General features: G+C 73.2%; 8 protein-coding genes. 6 read left to right on the top strand and 2 right to left on the bottom strand.

The features are described from left to right. Window positions 1-112 precede the first annotated feature (112 nt). Window positions 113-1,291 (top strand): adenylyltransferase/sulfurtransferase MoeZ, encoded by a 1,179-nt coding sequence (gene moeZ, locus F4556_RS13105; RefSeq protein ID WP_184914562.1) that lies wholly within the window; start codon window positions 113-115, stop codon window positions 1,289-1,291. Between the two features lie 52 nt (window positions 1,292-1,343). Here the strand turns inward: moeZ and F4556_RS13100 are convergent, their stop codons facing one another. After that, the gene (locus F4556_RS13100; RefSeq protein ID WP_184914559.1) at window positions 1,344-3,941 is read right to left on the bottom strand and encodes a lysylphosphatidylglycerol synthase domain-containing protein; all 2,598 of its coding nucleotides are present in this window, start codon (window positions 3,939-3,941) and stop codon (window positions 1,344-1,346) included. A 155-nt stretch (window positions 3,942-4,096) separates the two neighbouring features. On the opposite strand from F4556_RS13100, the gene F4556_RS13095 reads away from it, so the two are divergent. The 4 genes from F4556_RS13095 (at window position 4,097) to F4556_RS13080 (ending at window position 12,516) form a co-directional block, all read left to right on the top strand. Then, complete coding sequence (locus F4556_RS13095) at window positions 4,097-4,453, top strand: MGMT family protein (protein WP_184914557.1); 357 nt, start codon at window positions 4,097-4,099, stop codon at window positions 4,451-4,453. A 10-nt stretch (window positions 4,454-4,463) separates the two neighbouring features. Further along, the gene (locus tag F4556_RS13090; RefSeq protein WP_184914555.1) at window positions 4,464-7,736 is read left to right on the top strand and encodes an ATP-dependent helicase; all 3,273 of its coding nucleotides are present in this window, start codon (window positions 4,464-4,466) and stop codon (window positions 7,734-7,736) included. 180 nt (window positions 7,737-7,916) lie between these two features. Continuing rightward, entirely contained in the window at window positions 7,917-11,108 is a 3,192-nt protein-coding gene (locus tag F4556_RS13085) for an ATP-dependent DNA helicase (protein ID WP_184914553.1), read from the top strand. 283 nt (window positions 11,109-11,391) lie between these two features. Further along, complete coding sequence (locus tag F4556_RS13080) at window positions 11,392-12,516, top strand: PP2C family protein-serine/threonine phosphatase (RefSeq protein ID WP_184914551.1); 1,125 nt, start codon at window positions 11,392-11,394, stop codon at window positions 12,514-12,516. A 38-nt stretch (window positions 12,517-12,554) separates the two neighbouring features. On the opposite strand, the gene F4556_RS13075 is transcribed toward F4556_RS13080, so the two are convergent. Further along, window positions 12,555-13,472, bottom strand: a complete 918-nt coding sequence (locus F4556_RS13075) for an endonuclease/exonuclease/phosphatase family protein (protein ID WP_313068289.1) — start codon at window positions 13,470-13,472, stop codon at window positions 12,555-12,557. A 61-nt stretch (window positions 13,473-13,533) separates the two neighbouring features. Between F4556_RS13075 and F4556_RS13070 the strand changes: the two genes are divergently transcribed. After that, complete coding sequence (locus tag F4556_RS13070; protein WP_184914549.1) at window positions 13,534-14,151, top strand: PadR family transcriptional regulator; 618 nt, start codon at window positions 13,534-13,536, stop codon at window positions 14,149-14,151. Window positions 14,152-14,169: the final 18 nt, after the last annotated feature.

Below are 14,169 nucleotides of genomic sequence, written 5' to 3'. Positions count from 1 at the left end.
ATCCTTCGGACCCGCTGTCTCGGAATACCCCGGCCGAGTGACACTGTTGGCGTAGCAGAGTCACCGATGGTGGCTCATGCCAAGCCCCGAACTGACGACCATCGGAGTCCCCGTGTCGCTGCCACCCCTGGTCGAGCCGGCCGCCGAGCTCACCGTTGACGAGGTCCGCCGGTACTCCCGCCACCTGATCATCCCGGATGTCGGGATGGCCGGGCAGAAGCGGCTGAAGAACGCCAAGGTGCTCTGTGTCGGCGCCGGCGGCCTCGGCTCGCCCGCCCTGATGTACCTGGCGGCGGCTGGTGTCGGCACCCTCGGCATCGTCGAGTTCGACGTCGTCGACGAGTCGAACCTGCAGCGGCAGATCATCCACGGCCAGTCCGACATCGGTCGCTCCAAGGGCGAGTCGGCGCGGGAGTCGGTCAAGGAGATCAACCCCTACGTCAACGTGATCCTCCACGAGGAGCGCCTCGACAACGACAACGTGATGGAGATCTTCTCCGGCTACGACCTGATCGTCGACGGCACCGACAACTTCGCCACCCGGTACCTGGTGAACGACGCCGCGGTGCTGCTCGGCAAGCCGTACGTGTGGGGCTCGATCTACCGCTTCGACGGCCAGGCCAGCGTGTTCTGGGCCGAGCACGGCCCGTGCTACCGCTGCCTCTACCCCGAGGCCCCGCCGGCCGGCATGGTGCCGTCCTGCGCCGAGGGCGGCGTGCTGGGCGTGCTCTGCGCCTCGATCGGCTCGATCCAGGTCACCGAGGCGATCAAGCTGCTGGCCGGGGTCGGCGAGCCGCTGGTGGGCCGTCTGATGATCTACGACGCGCTGGAGATGAACTACCGTCAGGTCAAGATCCGCAAGGACCCGGACTGCGCGCTCTGCGGTGAGAACCCGACGGTCACCGAGCTGATCGACTACGAGGCCTTCTGCGGCGTCGTGTCGGAGGAGGCCCAGGCCGCGGCCGCGGGCTCGACCATCACCTCCAAGCAGCTCAAGGCGTGGCAGGACGACGAGGAGGACATCTTCCTGGTCGACGTCCGCGAGCCCGGCGAGTACGAGATCGTCAACATCCCGGGTGCGGTGCTGATCCCGAAGAACGAGTTCCTGATGGGGAACGCGCTGGAGACGCTGCCGCAGGACAAGAAGATCGTGCTGCACTGCAAGTCGGGCGTCCGCTCGGCCGAGGTGCTGGCCGTCCTCAAGTCGGCGGGCTTCTCGGACGCGGTCCACCTCGGTGGCGGCGTGCTCGGCTGGGTGAACCAGATCGAGCCGCACAAGCCGGTCTACTAAGCGAGTACGCCGTGAGGGGCGCGGGGCCACTGGCCCCGCGCCCCTCACGGCTTTACAGCGCGCCTCTGCGTTGCAGGACGTTGTAGCAGAGCCAGCCCGGGATGACGGGCAGCCAGAAGGTCAGCGCCCGGTAGAGGAAGACCGCCGGAGTGGCCACGCTGGGCGGGACGCTGGAGGCGATCAGGGCACCGAACAGGGCGATCTCGACCGCGCCGATGCCGCCCGGGGTGGGGATGGCCGAACCGGCCGCGTTGGCGGTCAGGAAGACCACCGCGACGGCGGAGAAGCTCATCGAGTACCCGAAGGCGCGGATCGAGGCGTCCAGGCAGGTGGTGAAGCTCAGGGTGAGCAGCAGGATGCCGCCGAAGCCGGTGAGCAGCTTGGTCGGGGTCTGCATCAGGTCGAGCATCCGGGGCACCACGCCGAAGAACAGCGAGCGCACCCTGGTCACCACGAAGCGCCGCAGCGGGCCCACCGCCGCGATCACCAGGGCCAGCACCGCCGCGGTCAGGATCGCGATGATCACCGCCTTGTCGGTGCCCTCGCTGCCGTCGTTCTGACTGCCCGTCACCAGGCCGAAGACGAACAGCAGCAGCAGGTGCCCGGCCAGACCGGCCAGCTGGGAGGCGCCGACGCTGGCCACCGCGGGGCCGGAGCGGATGCCGGACTTCTGCAGGTACCGGGTGTTCAGCGCGATGCCGCCGATCGCGGCCGGTGCCACCAGCTTCACGAACGAGCCGGCCACCTGGGCCGCCACCGTCCGCTTGAACGGCAGCCGCTCCGGCACGAAGCCGGTCAGGCTCATCGAGGCGGCCACGTAGGTGACGGCGGAGGCCGACAGCGCGGCGGCCGCCCAGGCCCAGTTCATCCGGTCCAGGTTGAACTGCTCGGGCTTGATGGTGGTCAGCGCGAAGTACGCCGCGAAGGCCAGCGCCACCACGGTGATCACGGTCTTCGGCTTGAGCCGCTCGATCTTCTCCGGCGCCAGCGGGGCCTCGGGCACGACCTGGAGGATCTGGCCGCGGATCCGGCTGAGCAGGTCCTCGCTGGCCGCCGCGATGTCCTCCTCGGCCTGCTGCTGGGTCCGCTCGCCCGCCGCGACCTGCTCCAGCGCCAGGGCCTGGGCGGCGGACTTGCGCTCCTTGGTCAGCCGGGACAGGTCGATCCGGGTGGACCGGCTCAGCCCGACCGGCTGGAGCAGCGGCAGCGCGGCGGCCACCCGGTCGGCGCCGAGCACCCCGTTGGCGACCGCCACCGAGCGCTCCGGGCCGATCCGCAGCGCGAAGGTGGTGAGCAGCTGGGCGACGTCGATCCGCAGCGTCAGGTCGCCGGCCGCGATGTCGCCGCCGGACAGGTTGACCAGGTAGCCGGTCTTCTCGTCGACCACCAGCAGCGATTCGCCGGTCAGCCGCCGGTGCGCGATCCGGCGCTCGTGCAGCGCGTCGACGGCCTCCCAGAGCGAGGCCATCACCTGGTCGGTGATCTCCGCGTCGGTCAGGTCGTCCAGCGGACGGCCCGTCAGCTTCTCGTACACCAGGATGGCGGCGTCCGGGCCGAGCTCGGAGGTGGCCACCAGCTGCGGGGCGCGGGCGCCGGAGGCGGTGGCCGCGTACGCGATCAGGGCCTCCTGCTCCAGGGCCTGGCGCAGCGACTGCGGGCTGCGGCGGACCGCGACCGAGCGCAGCCGCAGGCGTCGCCAGGCCCGGTAGAAGAAGCCGGAGGCCTGCTGCTCGCGGTCGATGATGTGCACGTCCAGCGGCGGCCCGGAGTGCTGCTCGACGTAGTAGCGGCGGGTGCCGCCCGGGGCGTCCGGGGCGCGGTGCGCACCGGCCGGGGCGAAGCCGACCTTGCGCAGGCCGATCATCAGGTGCTGCCCGGTCGGGCGGATGTTCGGCGAGCCGATCGCGTACAGCGTGGCGTACGCCACCGACCAGCCGATCAGCACGGTCAGGAGCAGCGAGAGCACCGTGGTGTAGCCGCTGATCAGCTCGGTCAGACCGCTCAGCAGCACCACCGACCAGAGCGCCACCCGCCAGCGCGGGCGGCTCGACATGCCGACGGCCGTCATGTAGGCGATCACCGGTGCGAGGTAGCCGTGCACCGGGTCGGTCAGCACCTGCTCGCCGTTCAGCGGCAGTTGGGTGAGCGCCTCCTGGACGGTGAGCGGGGCGCCGGCGGCGACCCACCAGTCCACCCCGAGCGAGGTCCCGTACGCCAGCACCGAGGCCAGTACGCCGTCGGCGACCCGCAGGCCGTCCCGTTTGATCAGCCGCTCGACCGCGAAGGAGAGCGGGACGGCCAGCACCGCGATGCTCGACACCAGGCCCGCGACCGTGGTCAGCCAGCTCGGGATGCGGACCGCGTTGACCGCGATGTCGTGTTCCAGGCCGGAGGTGGTGGAGACCGCGAAGCGGGCCACCAGGAAGAGCGCCACTATGCCGGACAGACCGGCCAGGAAGCGGAGCAGATCGGACGGGCGGTGCGCCCGGGCTGCGAGCAGTGGCTCGTCGACGGCGAGATGATCGCCGCTCGGTGGCTCCTCGGCCACTCCTTCTTCCCCCTTGGTCAACGACAGTGGCGGCGGTGCGGGAGATGCGGTGGCGGACCCGTACGGGCCCTCGTCCACGTCCACGTCTACCGTCCCGGTCATCAGCTCTGGTCCTCGTATCACCACTCACCGCCCCGAAGATGGTGGCACGCCGGGTCGTCCCATGCGGGACAGGGGCCACATCGGGCGCGCCGAATCCCTCCCTGGGAGTGCCCGGATCGACCGGATGGTGCCGGAGCCGGTCCGGTTTTGGCAGGATGCCAGGGGTGACGAACCTTCAGCCGCAGGACGAGCTGCCGCCGTACGTCGAGTCGGTGCTCGACCTCACCGAACGCATCCCGCCCGGCCGGGTGATGACGTACGGGGACGTCGCCGAGTACCTCGGCCGGGGCGGCCCCCGGCAGGTCGGCCGGGTGATGGCGCTGTACGGCTCCGGAGTGCCCTGGTGGCGGGTGGTCCGGGCGGACGGCCGTCCGCTGCCCGGCCACGAGCACCGGGCGCTGCCCGAGTACCGGACCGAGGGCACCCCGCTCAAGCTGGTCGGCGGCGAGCCCCGGGTGGACCTCCGGCAGGCCCGCTGGGACGGGAACCCGGGGCCGGAGCCGCGCGGGTAGGCTCGTCCGGGTGTCCTCCCCGTTCCGTCTGGTCCGCAGTCCGCTCGCGCAGCCGGCCCCGCCCGTGCTGGACGAGTACCAGCGGGCCGTGGCCGAGCACACCGACGGGCCGCTGCTGGTGCTCGCCGGGCCCGGCACGGGCAAGACCACCACGCTGGTGGAGTCGGTGGTCCGGCGGATCGAACGCGGCACCGACCCCGAACGCATCCTGGTGCTCACCTTCAGCCGCAAGGCCGCGATGGAGCTGCGGGACCGGATGACCACTCGGCTGGGCAACGGCTCGGCCACTCCGCAGGCCACCACCTTCCACTCGTTCTGCTACGCCCTGCTCCGGGCCGAGCAGGAGCCCGCCGCGTACGCCGAACCGCTGCGGCTGCTCTCCGGGCCCGAGCAGGACGTGATGGTCCGTGAGCTGCTGGCCGGTCATGCCGAGGACGTCCGGCTCGGCGCGGGCGGCATCGCCTGGCCGCTGGACCTGCGGGCCTGTCTGACCACCCGCGGCTTCGCCGACGAGGTCCGCGCGGTGCTCGCCCGCAGCCGCGAGCTGGGCCTCGGCGAGGCCCAGCTGAGCCGGTTCGCCGCCGGGGTGCAGCGCCCCGACTGGGCCGCCGCCGCGCACTTCCTGGCCGACTACCTGGACGTGCTCGACCTGCGCGGCGTGCTCGACTACGCCGAACTCGTGCACCGCGCCGTGCTGCTGGCCGAACGCCCCGAGGTGGGCGACCGGCTGCGGGCCCGCTACGACGTGGTCTTCGTGGACGAGTACCAGGACACCGACCCGTCCCAGGTCCGGCTGCTGCGCCAACTCGCGGGCGGCGGACGGGACCTGGTCGCGGTCGGCGACCCCGACCAGTCGATCTACGCGTTCCGGGGCGCCGACATCAACGGCATCCTCGACTTCCCCTCGGTCTTCCCGAAGGCCGACGGCAGCCCCGGCGAGGTCAAGGTGCTCCGGGTCTCCCGTCGCTCCGGCGCCGTCCTGCTGGCCGCCGCCCGGGAGCTCACCCGGCGGATGCCGATGGGCCGGCTGCCCGCCGACAAGCTGGCCGCGCACCGCGCCCTGTTGCCCTCCCGCGAGGGCGGCCGGGTCGAGGTGTACACCTACCCGACCCCCGGCGCCGAGCTGGACTCGGTCGCCGACCTGCTGCGCCGGGCGCACCTGGAGGACGGCGTGCCGTGGGGCGAGATGGCGGTGCTGGTCCGGGCCGGCGGCCGGTCCATCCCCGGCGTCCGGCGGGCGCTCGGCGCGGCCGGGGTGCCGCTGGAGATCGACGGCGACGACCTGCCGCTCCGTGAGGAGCCCGCCGTCACGCCGCTGCTGACGGCCCTTCGGGTCTGCGCCCACCCCGCCGAGCAGTGCACCGCCGAACAGGCCCACACCCTGCTGACCGGACCACTCGGCGGGCTGGACGGCTCCGACCTGCGCCGGCTCGGCCGGGCGCTGCGCGAGGAGGAACGCCAGGCGCTGCGCGGCGCCGAGCAGCCCGCCGTGGTCCGCCCGGCCGAGGAGCTGATCCGGGAGGCGCTGGCCGAGCCGGACCGGCTGGTCGCGATGGAACCCGGCTACGCCCGCCGGGCCCGCGAACTCGGCGTACTGCTGCGCAAGGTCCGCGAACAGCTCGCGGGCGGCGGCGGAGCCGAGGCCGCACTCTGGGAGCTCTGGGACGGCAGCCGCCGCTGGCGCGAGCGGCTGGAGCGGGCCGCGCTGCGCGGCGGCGCGGCCGGCCGCAACGCCGACCGCGACCTGGACGCGCTCTGCGCGCTGTTCGAGACCGCGGCCCGCTCGGAGGAGCAGGTGGCCGGGCACCGGGGCGCGCAGGAGCTGCTGGCCGAGCTGGAGGCGCAGGACATCGCCGCCGACACGCTGGCCGTCCGGACCGTGCGGCCCGAGGCGGTCCGGCTGATGACCGCGCACCGGTCCAAGGGCCTGGAGTGGCGGGTGGTCGTGGTGGCCGGCGTGCAGGACGGGCTCTGGCCCGACCTGCGCCGCCGCGGCTCGCTGCTGGAGGCCGACCGGATCGGCCGGGACGGCCTGGCCGAACCGCTCTCCCCGGCCGCGCTGCTGGGGGAGGAGCGACGCCTCTTCTACACGGCCGTCACCCGGGCCAAGGACCGGCTGATCGTCACGGCGGTGAAGGCCCCGGCCGAGGACGGCGACGAGCCGTCCCGGTTCCTGCGCGAGCTGTACCGGGAGGAGCTCGACCCCAGGACCGGCCGGGTGCTCCGCCGCACCCCGCAGGTGACGGTCGAGGAGGTGACGCACCGTCCGAAACGGCCGCTGGCGGTCTCCGCGCTGGTCGCCGAGCTGCGCGCGGTGACCGTGGACCCCGCACGCCCGGCGGAGCTGCGGCGGGCCGCCGCCGAACGGCTGGCCGTGCTGGCGGCGGCCACCGACGAGGACGGCGCCCCGCTGGTGCCCGCCGCCCACCCCGACCGCTGGTGGGGCCTGGTGGACCGGACCGAGTCGGCCGAACCGCTCCGGGACGCGGAGCTGCCGGTCCGGCTGTCGGGGAGCGGGCTCGAGCAGCTGGAGAGCTGCTCGCTGCAGTGGTTCCTGGAGAAGGACGTCAAGGCGGGCAGCACCACCACCGCCGCCCAGGGCTTCGGCAACGTGGTGCACGCCCTCGCCGACGAGGTCGGCTCCGGGCGGACCCCGGCCGACCTGGCGGTGCTGATGGAGCGGCTCGACACGGTCTGGGACGCGCTGGCCTTCGACGCACCGTGGAAGTCCCAGCAGGAGAAGGAGCAGGCCAGGGCGGCCCTGGAGCGCTTCCTGCACTGGCACGTGCTGGAGCGGGGGCGGCAGACGGTGGCCACCGAGCACGACTTCGACCTCACCCTGCCGGTCGGGGAGGTCAGCGTCCGGATCCGGGGCTCGATGGACCGGGTCGAACGGGACGAGGCCGGCCGGGCGTACGTGGTCGACTTCAAGACCGGCAAGCAGCTGCCGACCGACAAGTCGCTGCCCGACCACAAGCAGCTGGCGGTCTACCAGCTCGCCGCCCGGGCCGGTGCGCTGGACGAGCTCTTCGAGCAGCGGCCGGAGGTGGGCGGCGCGGAGCTGGTGCACCTCAGGGCGGAGGCTTCCAAGGCGGAGCCGGAGGCACCCAAGGTCCAGCACCAGGGGCCGCCGGAGGAACCGTGGATCGAGAACCTGCTCGCGGACACGGCGGGCAAGGTGCTGGCCGAACGGTTCGGGCCGCGGACGAGCGAGTCCTGCGCGCGGTGCAGCTTCCGCGGCAGCTGCACCGCTCAGCGGGACGGGCGCCAGCTGCTGGACTGAGGGCTGCGCTCCGGGCATCAGCCATCAGGGGCTCGGGGAACTGCGACGCCGGCCTCGAAAAAGGTGATCCGTGCGTAGCGGGTCAGGCACTTTCGCAGTGACCCCGGCGCCAGATCTCCTCGCAGTTCCCCGAGCCCCTGGTGGCTGATGCCCGGAGCGTCCGGTGGTTACCCTGGCGGGATGCGATCCCTGCTCAGTGACCCGGTCCAGCTCAAGGAGCTGCTGGGGGTCCCGTTCAACCGGGAGCAGATGGCGGCGATCGGGGCGCCGCTGGAGCCCGCGGTGATCGTGGCGGGGGCCGGTTCGGGGAAGACCACGGTGATGGCGGCCCGGGTGGTGTGGCTGGTCGGGTCGGGGGCGGTACGGCCGGAGCAGGTGCTCGGGCTGACGTTCACCAACAAGGCGGCGGGCGAGCTGGCCGAGCGGGTCAGGACGGCGCTGCTGCGGGCCGGTGTGCTGGAGGACGACGAGGACTCGCTCGGCGAGCCGGAGATCTCCACCTACCACGCGTTCGCCGGGCGCCTGTTGAAGGAGCACGGTCTCCGGCTGGGCATCGAGCCGGACGTCCGGCTGCTCGCCGACGCCACTCGGTTCCAGCTGGCCGCCAGGGTGCTGCGGCACTCGCGCGGGCCGTACCCGGCCCTGACCGGCGCGTTCTCCGGTCTGGTCGCCGAGCTGATCGCGCTGGACTCCGAGCTGGCCGAGCACCTGGTGGAGCCCGCCCGGCTGCGGGACTTCGACCGGGAGCTGCTGGACCACGCGGCCACCGTCAAGCTGAGCAACGACGACCTGCGGGCGATCCCGGTGACGGCCCGGGCCCGGCTGGAACTGCTGGACCTGGTGGAGGAGTACCGCCGCCGCAAGCAGTCCGCCAACCTGATGGACTTCGGTGACCAGATCGCCGCCTCGGCCCGGCTGGCCCAGCAGCGGCCGGAGGTCGGGGCGCTGCTCCGGGAGCAGTTCGAGGTGGTGCTGCTGGACGAGTACCAGGACACCTCGGTGGCCCAACGCCTCATGCTGGCGGGCCTGTTCGGGTCGGGCACCGGTCACCCGGTGACCGCGGTCGGTGACCCCTGCCAGGCGATCTACGGCTGGCGCGGCGCCTCGGTGGCCAATCTGGACGACTTCCCGCGGCACTTCCCGCGCCGGGACGGCACCCCCGCGCACCGCTTCTCGCTCAGCGAGAACCGTCGCAGTGGTGGCCGGCTGCTCGCCTTCGCCAACCAACTGGCCACCCCGCTACGGGAGATGCACGCGGGCGTGGAGGCGCTCCGGCCCGCGCCGGGCGCCGAGGTGGACGGCTTCGTCCGCTGCGCGCTGCTGCCCACCCACGCCGACGAGGTCGACTGGCTGGCCGACCGGATCGCCCATCTGACCGCCACCGGCACCGCGCCGGGGCGGATCGCGGTGCTCTGCCGCAGCGGCTCGGCCTTCCCGGACATCCACGCCGCGCTGGTCGCCCGGGAGGTGCCGGTCGAGGTGGTCGGGCTCGGCGGGCTGCTCCAACTCCCGGAGGTGGCCGACCTGGTGGCGGTCTGTGAGGTGCTGCAGGATCCGACCGCGAATGCCTCGCTGGTCCGCCTGCTGATCGGCCCGCGCTGGCGGATCGGCCCGCGTGACCTGGCGCTGCTCGGCCGCCGGGCCGCCGCGCTGGTACGGACCGGGCAGGCCGGCGGCGCCGACCCGCTGGCGGCCGCGGTGGCCGAGACCGATCCGACCGAAGTGGTGTCGCTGGCCGACGCGTTGGAGAGTTTTCTCGACAAGGACCAGCCGGACGAGCTGCCGTTCTCGCCGGAGGCCCGGGTCCGGTTCGCCCATCTCGCCCGGGAGACCCGGGAGTTGCGCCGCTCGCTGGCCGAGCCGCTGATGGACGTGCTGCACCGGGTGCTGGCGGTCACCGGCCTGGAGGTCGAACTCTCGGCCTCCCCAACGGCGTTGGCTGCCCGCCGCCGGGAGACCCTGCACTCCTTCCTGGACGTGGCCGCCGGTTTCGCCGACCTGGACGGCGACCCGGGGCTGTCCGCCTTCCTGGCCTTCCTGCGCGCGGCGCAGGAGTACGAACGCGGCCTGGACAGCAGCCTGCCCGGCGGCGAGGACACCGTGAAGGTGCTCACCGCGCACAAGTCCAAGGGCCTGGAGTGGGACGTGGTGGCCGTTCCCGGGCTGGTCCGGGAGGCGTTCCCGAGCGCCAAGGGCCGGGAGCGCTGGACCAGTACCAAGAAGGTCCTGCCGCACGAGCTGCGCGGCGACGCCGCCACCCTGCCGGTGCTCGGCGATCTGACGCCCAAGGAGATGAAGCTCTTCAAGGCCGAGATGGCCGAGCACTCGGCCACCGAGGAGCTCCGGCTCGGCTACGTCGCCTTCACCCGCCCCCGGGAGCTGCTGCTCGCCTCCGGCCACTGGTGGGGCCCGAGCCAGAAGAAGCGACGGGGCCCGTCGACCTTCCTCACCGCACTGCACGAGCACGCCGCGCAGCCGGGCAACGGCGAGGTCGAGATCTGGGCGGAGCACCCGCTGCCGGACGCCGAGAACCCGGCGCTGGACCGCTCGGTGGAGACGCCCTGGCCGCTGCCGCTCGATCCGGCCGCCCAGCACGCCCGCCGCCGGGTGGCCGAGGTGGTGCACCGCCGGCTGGCCGGCGAGCCCGCGCCCGCACCGGAGCGGATGGCCCCGGAGGCGGAGCGTCAGGTCGCCTCCTGGGACCGGGACCTGACGGCCCTGCTGGGCGAGCTGGAACGCTCCCGTCGGGCGGTCCGGGAGGTCCCGCTGCCCGCCTCGCTCTCCGCCACCCAGCTGATGAAACTCTCCGCCGACCCGGACGGCTTCGCCCGGGAGCTGGCCCGCCCGATGCCGCGCCCGCCGCAGCCCGCCGCGCGCCGGGGCACCCGCTTCCACGCGTGGGTGCAGGCCCGGATCGAACCGTTGCTGCTGGTCGAGCCGGATGCGCTGCCCGGGGTGGACGACGACGGCATCGAGGACGAGCACGACCTGGACCGCCTCAAGGAGGCGTTCCTGCGCAGCCCGTACGCGAGCCGCCGCCCGTACCGGGTGGAGGCACCGTTCCAGCTGGTGCTGGGCGGTCGGGTGGTGCGCGGCCGGATCGACGCGGTCTACCAGGAGAGTGACGGTGGCTCAGGGTCACCAGCAGCCCCCCGCTGGGAGGTGGTGGACTGGAAGACCCATCGGGAGGAGACCGCCGACCCGCTCCAACTGGCGGTCTACCGGCTGGCCTGGGCCGAACTGATGGGCGTCGATCCCGAGCAGGTCACCGCTTCGTTCCTGTACGTCCGCAGCGGCCGGGTCGAAAGTCCGGCCGAACTTCCCGGCCGAAAAGAGTTGACCCGGCTTCTGATCGGGAATGACACAAGTTGAGTCACGCAGAGCATCCATTTCGTCACAGCATCGTGCGAAACCTGTGCGCTGTGCACTATTCGCGCCTATTGTGGGGTCGGTAACCGGTCACCCCCGAACTCCGGCCACCGGTCAGGGCTCCACGACCTGACCCTCCGTCATCACCGCAGGTGTCCCAGGCACCGGCCACCTTCTGCTGGAGAGACCGACGTTGAGCGCGACCGGATGGATCAGAGACCGGCTCGCGGGGCCGACCCCGGGGGCTGTTCCAGGCACGGTCACCGGGACGTGGCCGAAAACCTCGATGGCACTCCCGTTCATCGGCATGCTGCTGGTGCTCGCCCTCGACTTCTTCAGCCACTCGGCGGTCACCGTCGAGCCCGCCCTCACCGCCGTCCCCGCGCTGGCCGCGGTGGTCAGCCGCCGCACCTGGTACCCGCTGCTGATCGGCCTGTTCACCGAGATCGCCGCCTTCGCGCTGGCCGGCTACCACGAGGTGCTCGGCCAGTCCGTGCACAGCGCCACCGTCTTCGCGATCGCCCTGGTCGCCGGGATCGGCTGGGTCAGCGCCACCCTGAGGGTCCGCCAGGAGCAGGCCCTCGCCGACGCCCAGCTGGTCGCCGAGATCGCCCGCCGGGTCCTGCTGCGCTCCGTCCCCGACCGGGTCGGCAGCGTCCGGGCCGCCGTGCACTACGCCGCCGCCGCCGAGCACGCCTCGATCGGCGGCGACCTGTACGAGGTGGTGAACACCCGGCACGGCGTCCGCGCGGTGATCGGCGACGTCCGGGGCAAGGGCCTGGCCGCCGTCGAGACCGCCGCCGCCGTCCTCGGCGCCTTCCGCGAGGCCGCCCACCAGGAGCCCGCGCTCGACCGGGTGGCGGCCTGGCTGGCCGTCAGTCTCGACCGGGCCCTGCACGAGAACGACCACCCCGGCGTGGAGGAGGAGTTCGTCACCCTGCTCCTGATCGGCGTCCGCCCCGACGGCACCGCCGAGATCGTCAACTGCGGCCACCCCGCCCCGCTGCTGCTCCGCCCCGGCCAGGCCCCGACCCCGCTCGAACTGCCCGAGACCGTACCGCCGCTCGGCGTCCTCGACCCCGCCGACGTCCGCCCGCCCGTCCAGCGGATCCGGGTCGAGCCCGGCGACCGGGTCCTGCTCTACACCGACGGCGTGATCGAGGCCCGCGACCACCGCGGCGCCTTCTACCCCCTCGCCGAGCGCCTGCCCTACTGCGCGATCGGCGGCCCCGTCGAGGTCCTCCGCCGCCTGCACGACGACGTGGTCCGCCACGTCGGCCGCAAGCTCGGCGACGACGCCGCGATGCTGCTGCTCCAGTACGAGCCGATCCTCCCGCAACTCCCGCACCAGAGCACGCAGCTCGCCCAGCTGCCACCAGGGGCTCGGGGAACGGCGACGCCGACCTCGTAAAAGGTGATCCGGACGTAGGCGGTCAGGCACTTTCGCAGTTACAGGTCGACCTCGACGAGCAGCGGCCGGTGGTCCGAGATCCCCGTGCGAGGAGCGACGGCGGAGCTGACGGCCGTCCGCGACAGGCCGGTGGCGAGCACGTGGTCGAACTGGACGGTCGGCCGGTGGGACGGGTAGGTCGGGGTCTTGGCGAGGTCGTGCCAGCCCTGGAGGCGGGGGCGGGGCCCCCGGCTGCGGCGCCGGGGCAGCTGTCGCTGCGGCCGCCGGCCGAGTGCGGTGGCGCTGCCGAGCACCGTCCGCGGCACCGCCCCGATCAGGTTGAAGTCACCGAGCACCAGCTGCGGCTTCGGCAGGTCCGCGATCCACCGCCGGATCGCCGCGAGTTGGGCCATGTTCCACCCGGGCACGAAGGACAGGTGGGTGGCGACCACGGTGAACTCGCCGTGCTCGCCCTGGAGCACGGCGGCCAGGGCGGCCCGTGGTTCGTCCGGCACGGGAGTGAGCCCGCGCCGCCCGGCGACCCGGAGCGGCAGGCCGAACGGCGCCGGGGCGAAGCGGCGGGCCCGCCAGTGGCTGACGGGCAGTCGGGTGAGCAGGGCGGTGCCGTACGAGGGGATCCCCGCCGAGCCGACCTCGTCGGGCCCGTAGACCTGGAGTGCCGGTACGGCGGGGTCGAGGATCCAGCCGGTGGACGGCGCCGGGCGGCCGTGCAGGGCGGCGGCGAACCGCCAGTCGGCCGCGCCCATCGCCTTGGCGGCCACCGCGGTCTGGTCGGCGAAGCCGGAGCGTTCCTGGTGGCGGTCCACCTCCTGGAGCGCGAGCACGTCCGGGGCCAGCCCGGCGACCGCGTCGGCCAGGGGGTCACCCGGCTCGGCGGGGTAGGGCAGCGGGCTGCCGTCGGCGGCCAGCGGCTGGCCGTGCAGCAGGTTGAAGGTGGCGATGCGCAGCGGGCTCACAGCAAGTGACGGTACCGGCTGGGCTTGAGGGCGTGGGGCATACCGGGTATACATACTGAGTATGTCCATCCGTCACGGTCTGCTCGCCCTGCTCGATCAGGGCCCGCGCTACGGCTACCAGCTGAGAACCGAGTTCGAGGCCCGTACCGGAGCCACCTGGCCGCTCAACGTCGGCCAGGTCTACACCACGCTCGGCCGACTGGAACGGGACGGCCTGGTCGCCCCGCACGGTGAGGACGCCGAGGGGCACGTCTACTACGCCGCCACCGATCAGGGACGCGCGGAACTGCGCAACTGGTTCGACACCCCGGTGCCCCGGACCAATCCGCCCCGGGACGAGCTGGCGATCAAGCTGGCGATGGCGGTCACCGTGCCCGGGGTGGACGTCGAGGCGGTGGTCCAGGGGCAGCGCAGGCACAGCATGAAGGCGCTGCAGGACTACACCCGGCTCAAGGGCCAGGCGCTGATCGCCGAGGGTGACGGCCGCTCGGACCTGGCCTGGCTGCTGGTGCTGGAGCAGCTGATCTTCCAGACCGAGGCCGAGATCCGCTGGCTGGACCACTGCGAGACCCGGATCGCGCAGTACCGGCCGGCCCCCGAACCGGCCCCGCCGCCCGCGCCCGCTCCGCCCGCCCCGGCCGCAGAGGCGCCGCGTGCCCGTCGGCGCGCCCGTTTCTGACCCACCGTCATCCGATCG

Origin of the sequence: Kitasatospora gansuensis (assembly GCF_014203705.1) — a bacterium.
Classification (GTDB): domain Bacteria; phylum Actinomycetota; class Actinomycetes; order Streptomycetales; family Streptomycetaceae; genus Kitasatospora; species Kitasatospora gansuensis.
Note: the sequence above shows the minus strand (reverse complement) of the source record. Positions and strands in the feature narration are given on the sequence as shown.

Bases quoted from the DNA above. Each gene is read 5' to 3' on its own strand.
- F4556_RS13100 (WP_184914559.1), bottom strand. From the start codon at position 3,941: ATGACCGGGACGGTAGACGTGGACGTGGACGAGGGCCCGTACGGGTCC.
- F4556_RS13095 (WP_184914557.1), top strand. From the start codon at position 4,097: ATGCCAGGGGTGACGAACCTTCAGCCGCAGGACGAGCTGCCGCCGTAC.
- F4556_RS13085 (WP_184914553.1), top strand. From the start codon at position 7,917: ATGCGATCCCTGCTCAGTGACCCGGTCCAGCTCAAGGAGCTGCTGGGG.
- F4556_RS13080 (WP_184914551.1), top strand. From the start codon at position 11,392: ATGGCACTCCCGTTCATCGGCATGCTGCTGGTGCTCGCCCTCGACTTC.
- F4556_RS13070 (WP_184914549.1), top strand. From the start codon at position 13,534: ATGTCCATCCGTCACGGTCTGCTCGCCCTGCTCGATCAGGGCCCGCGC.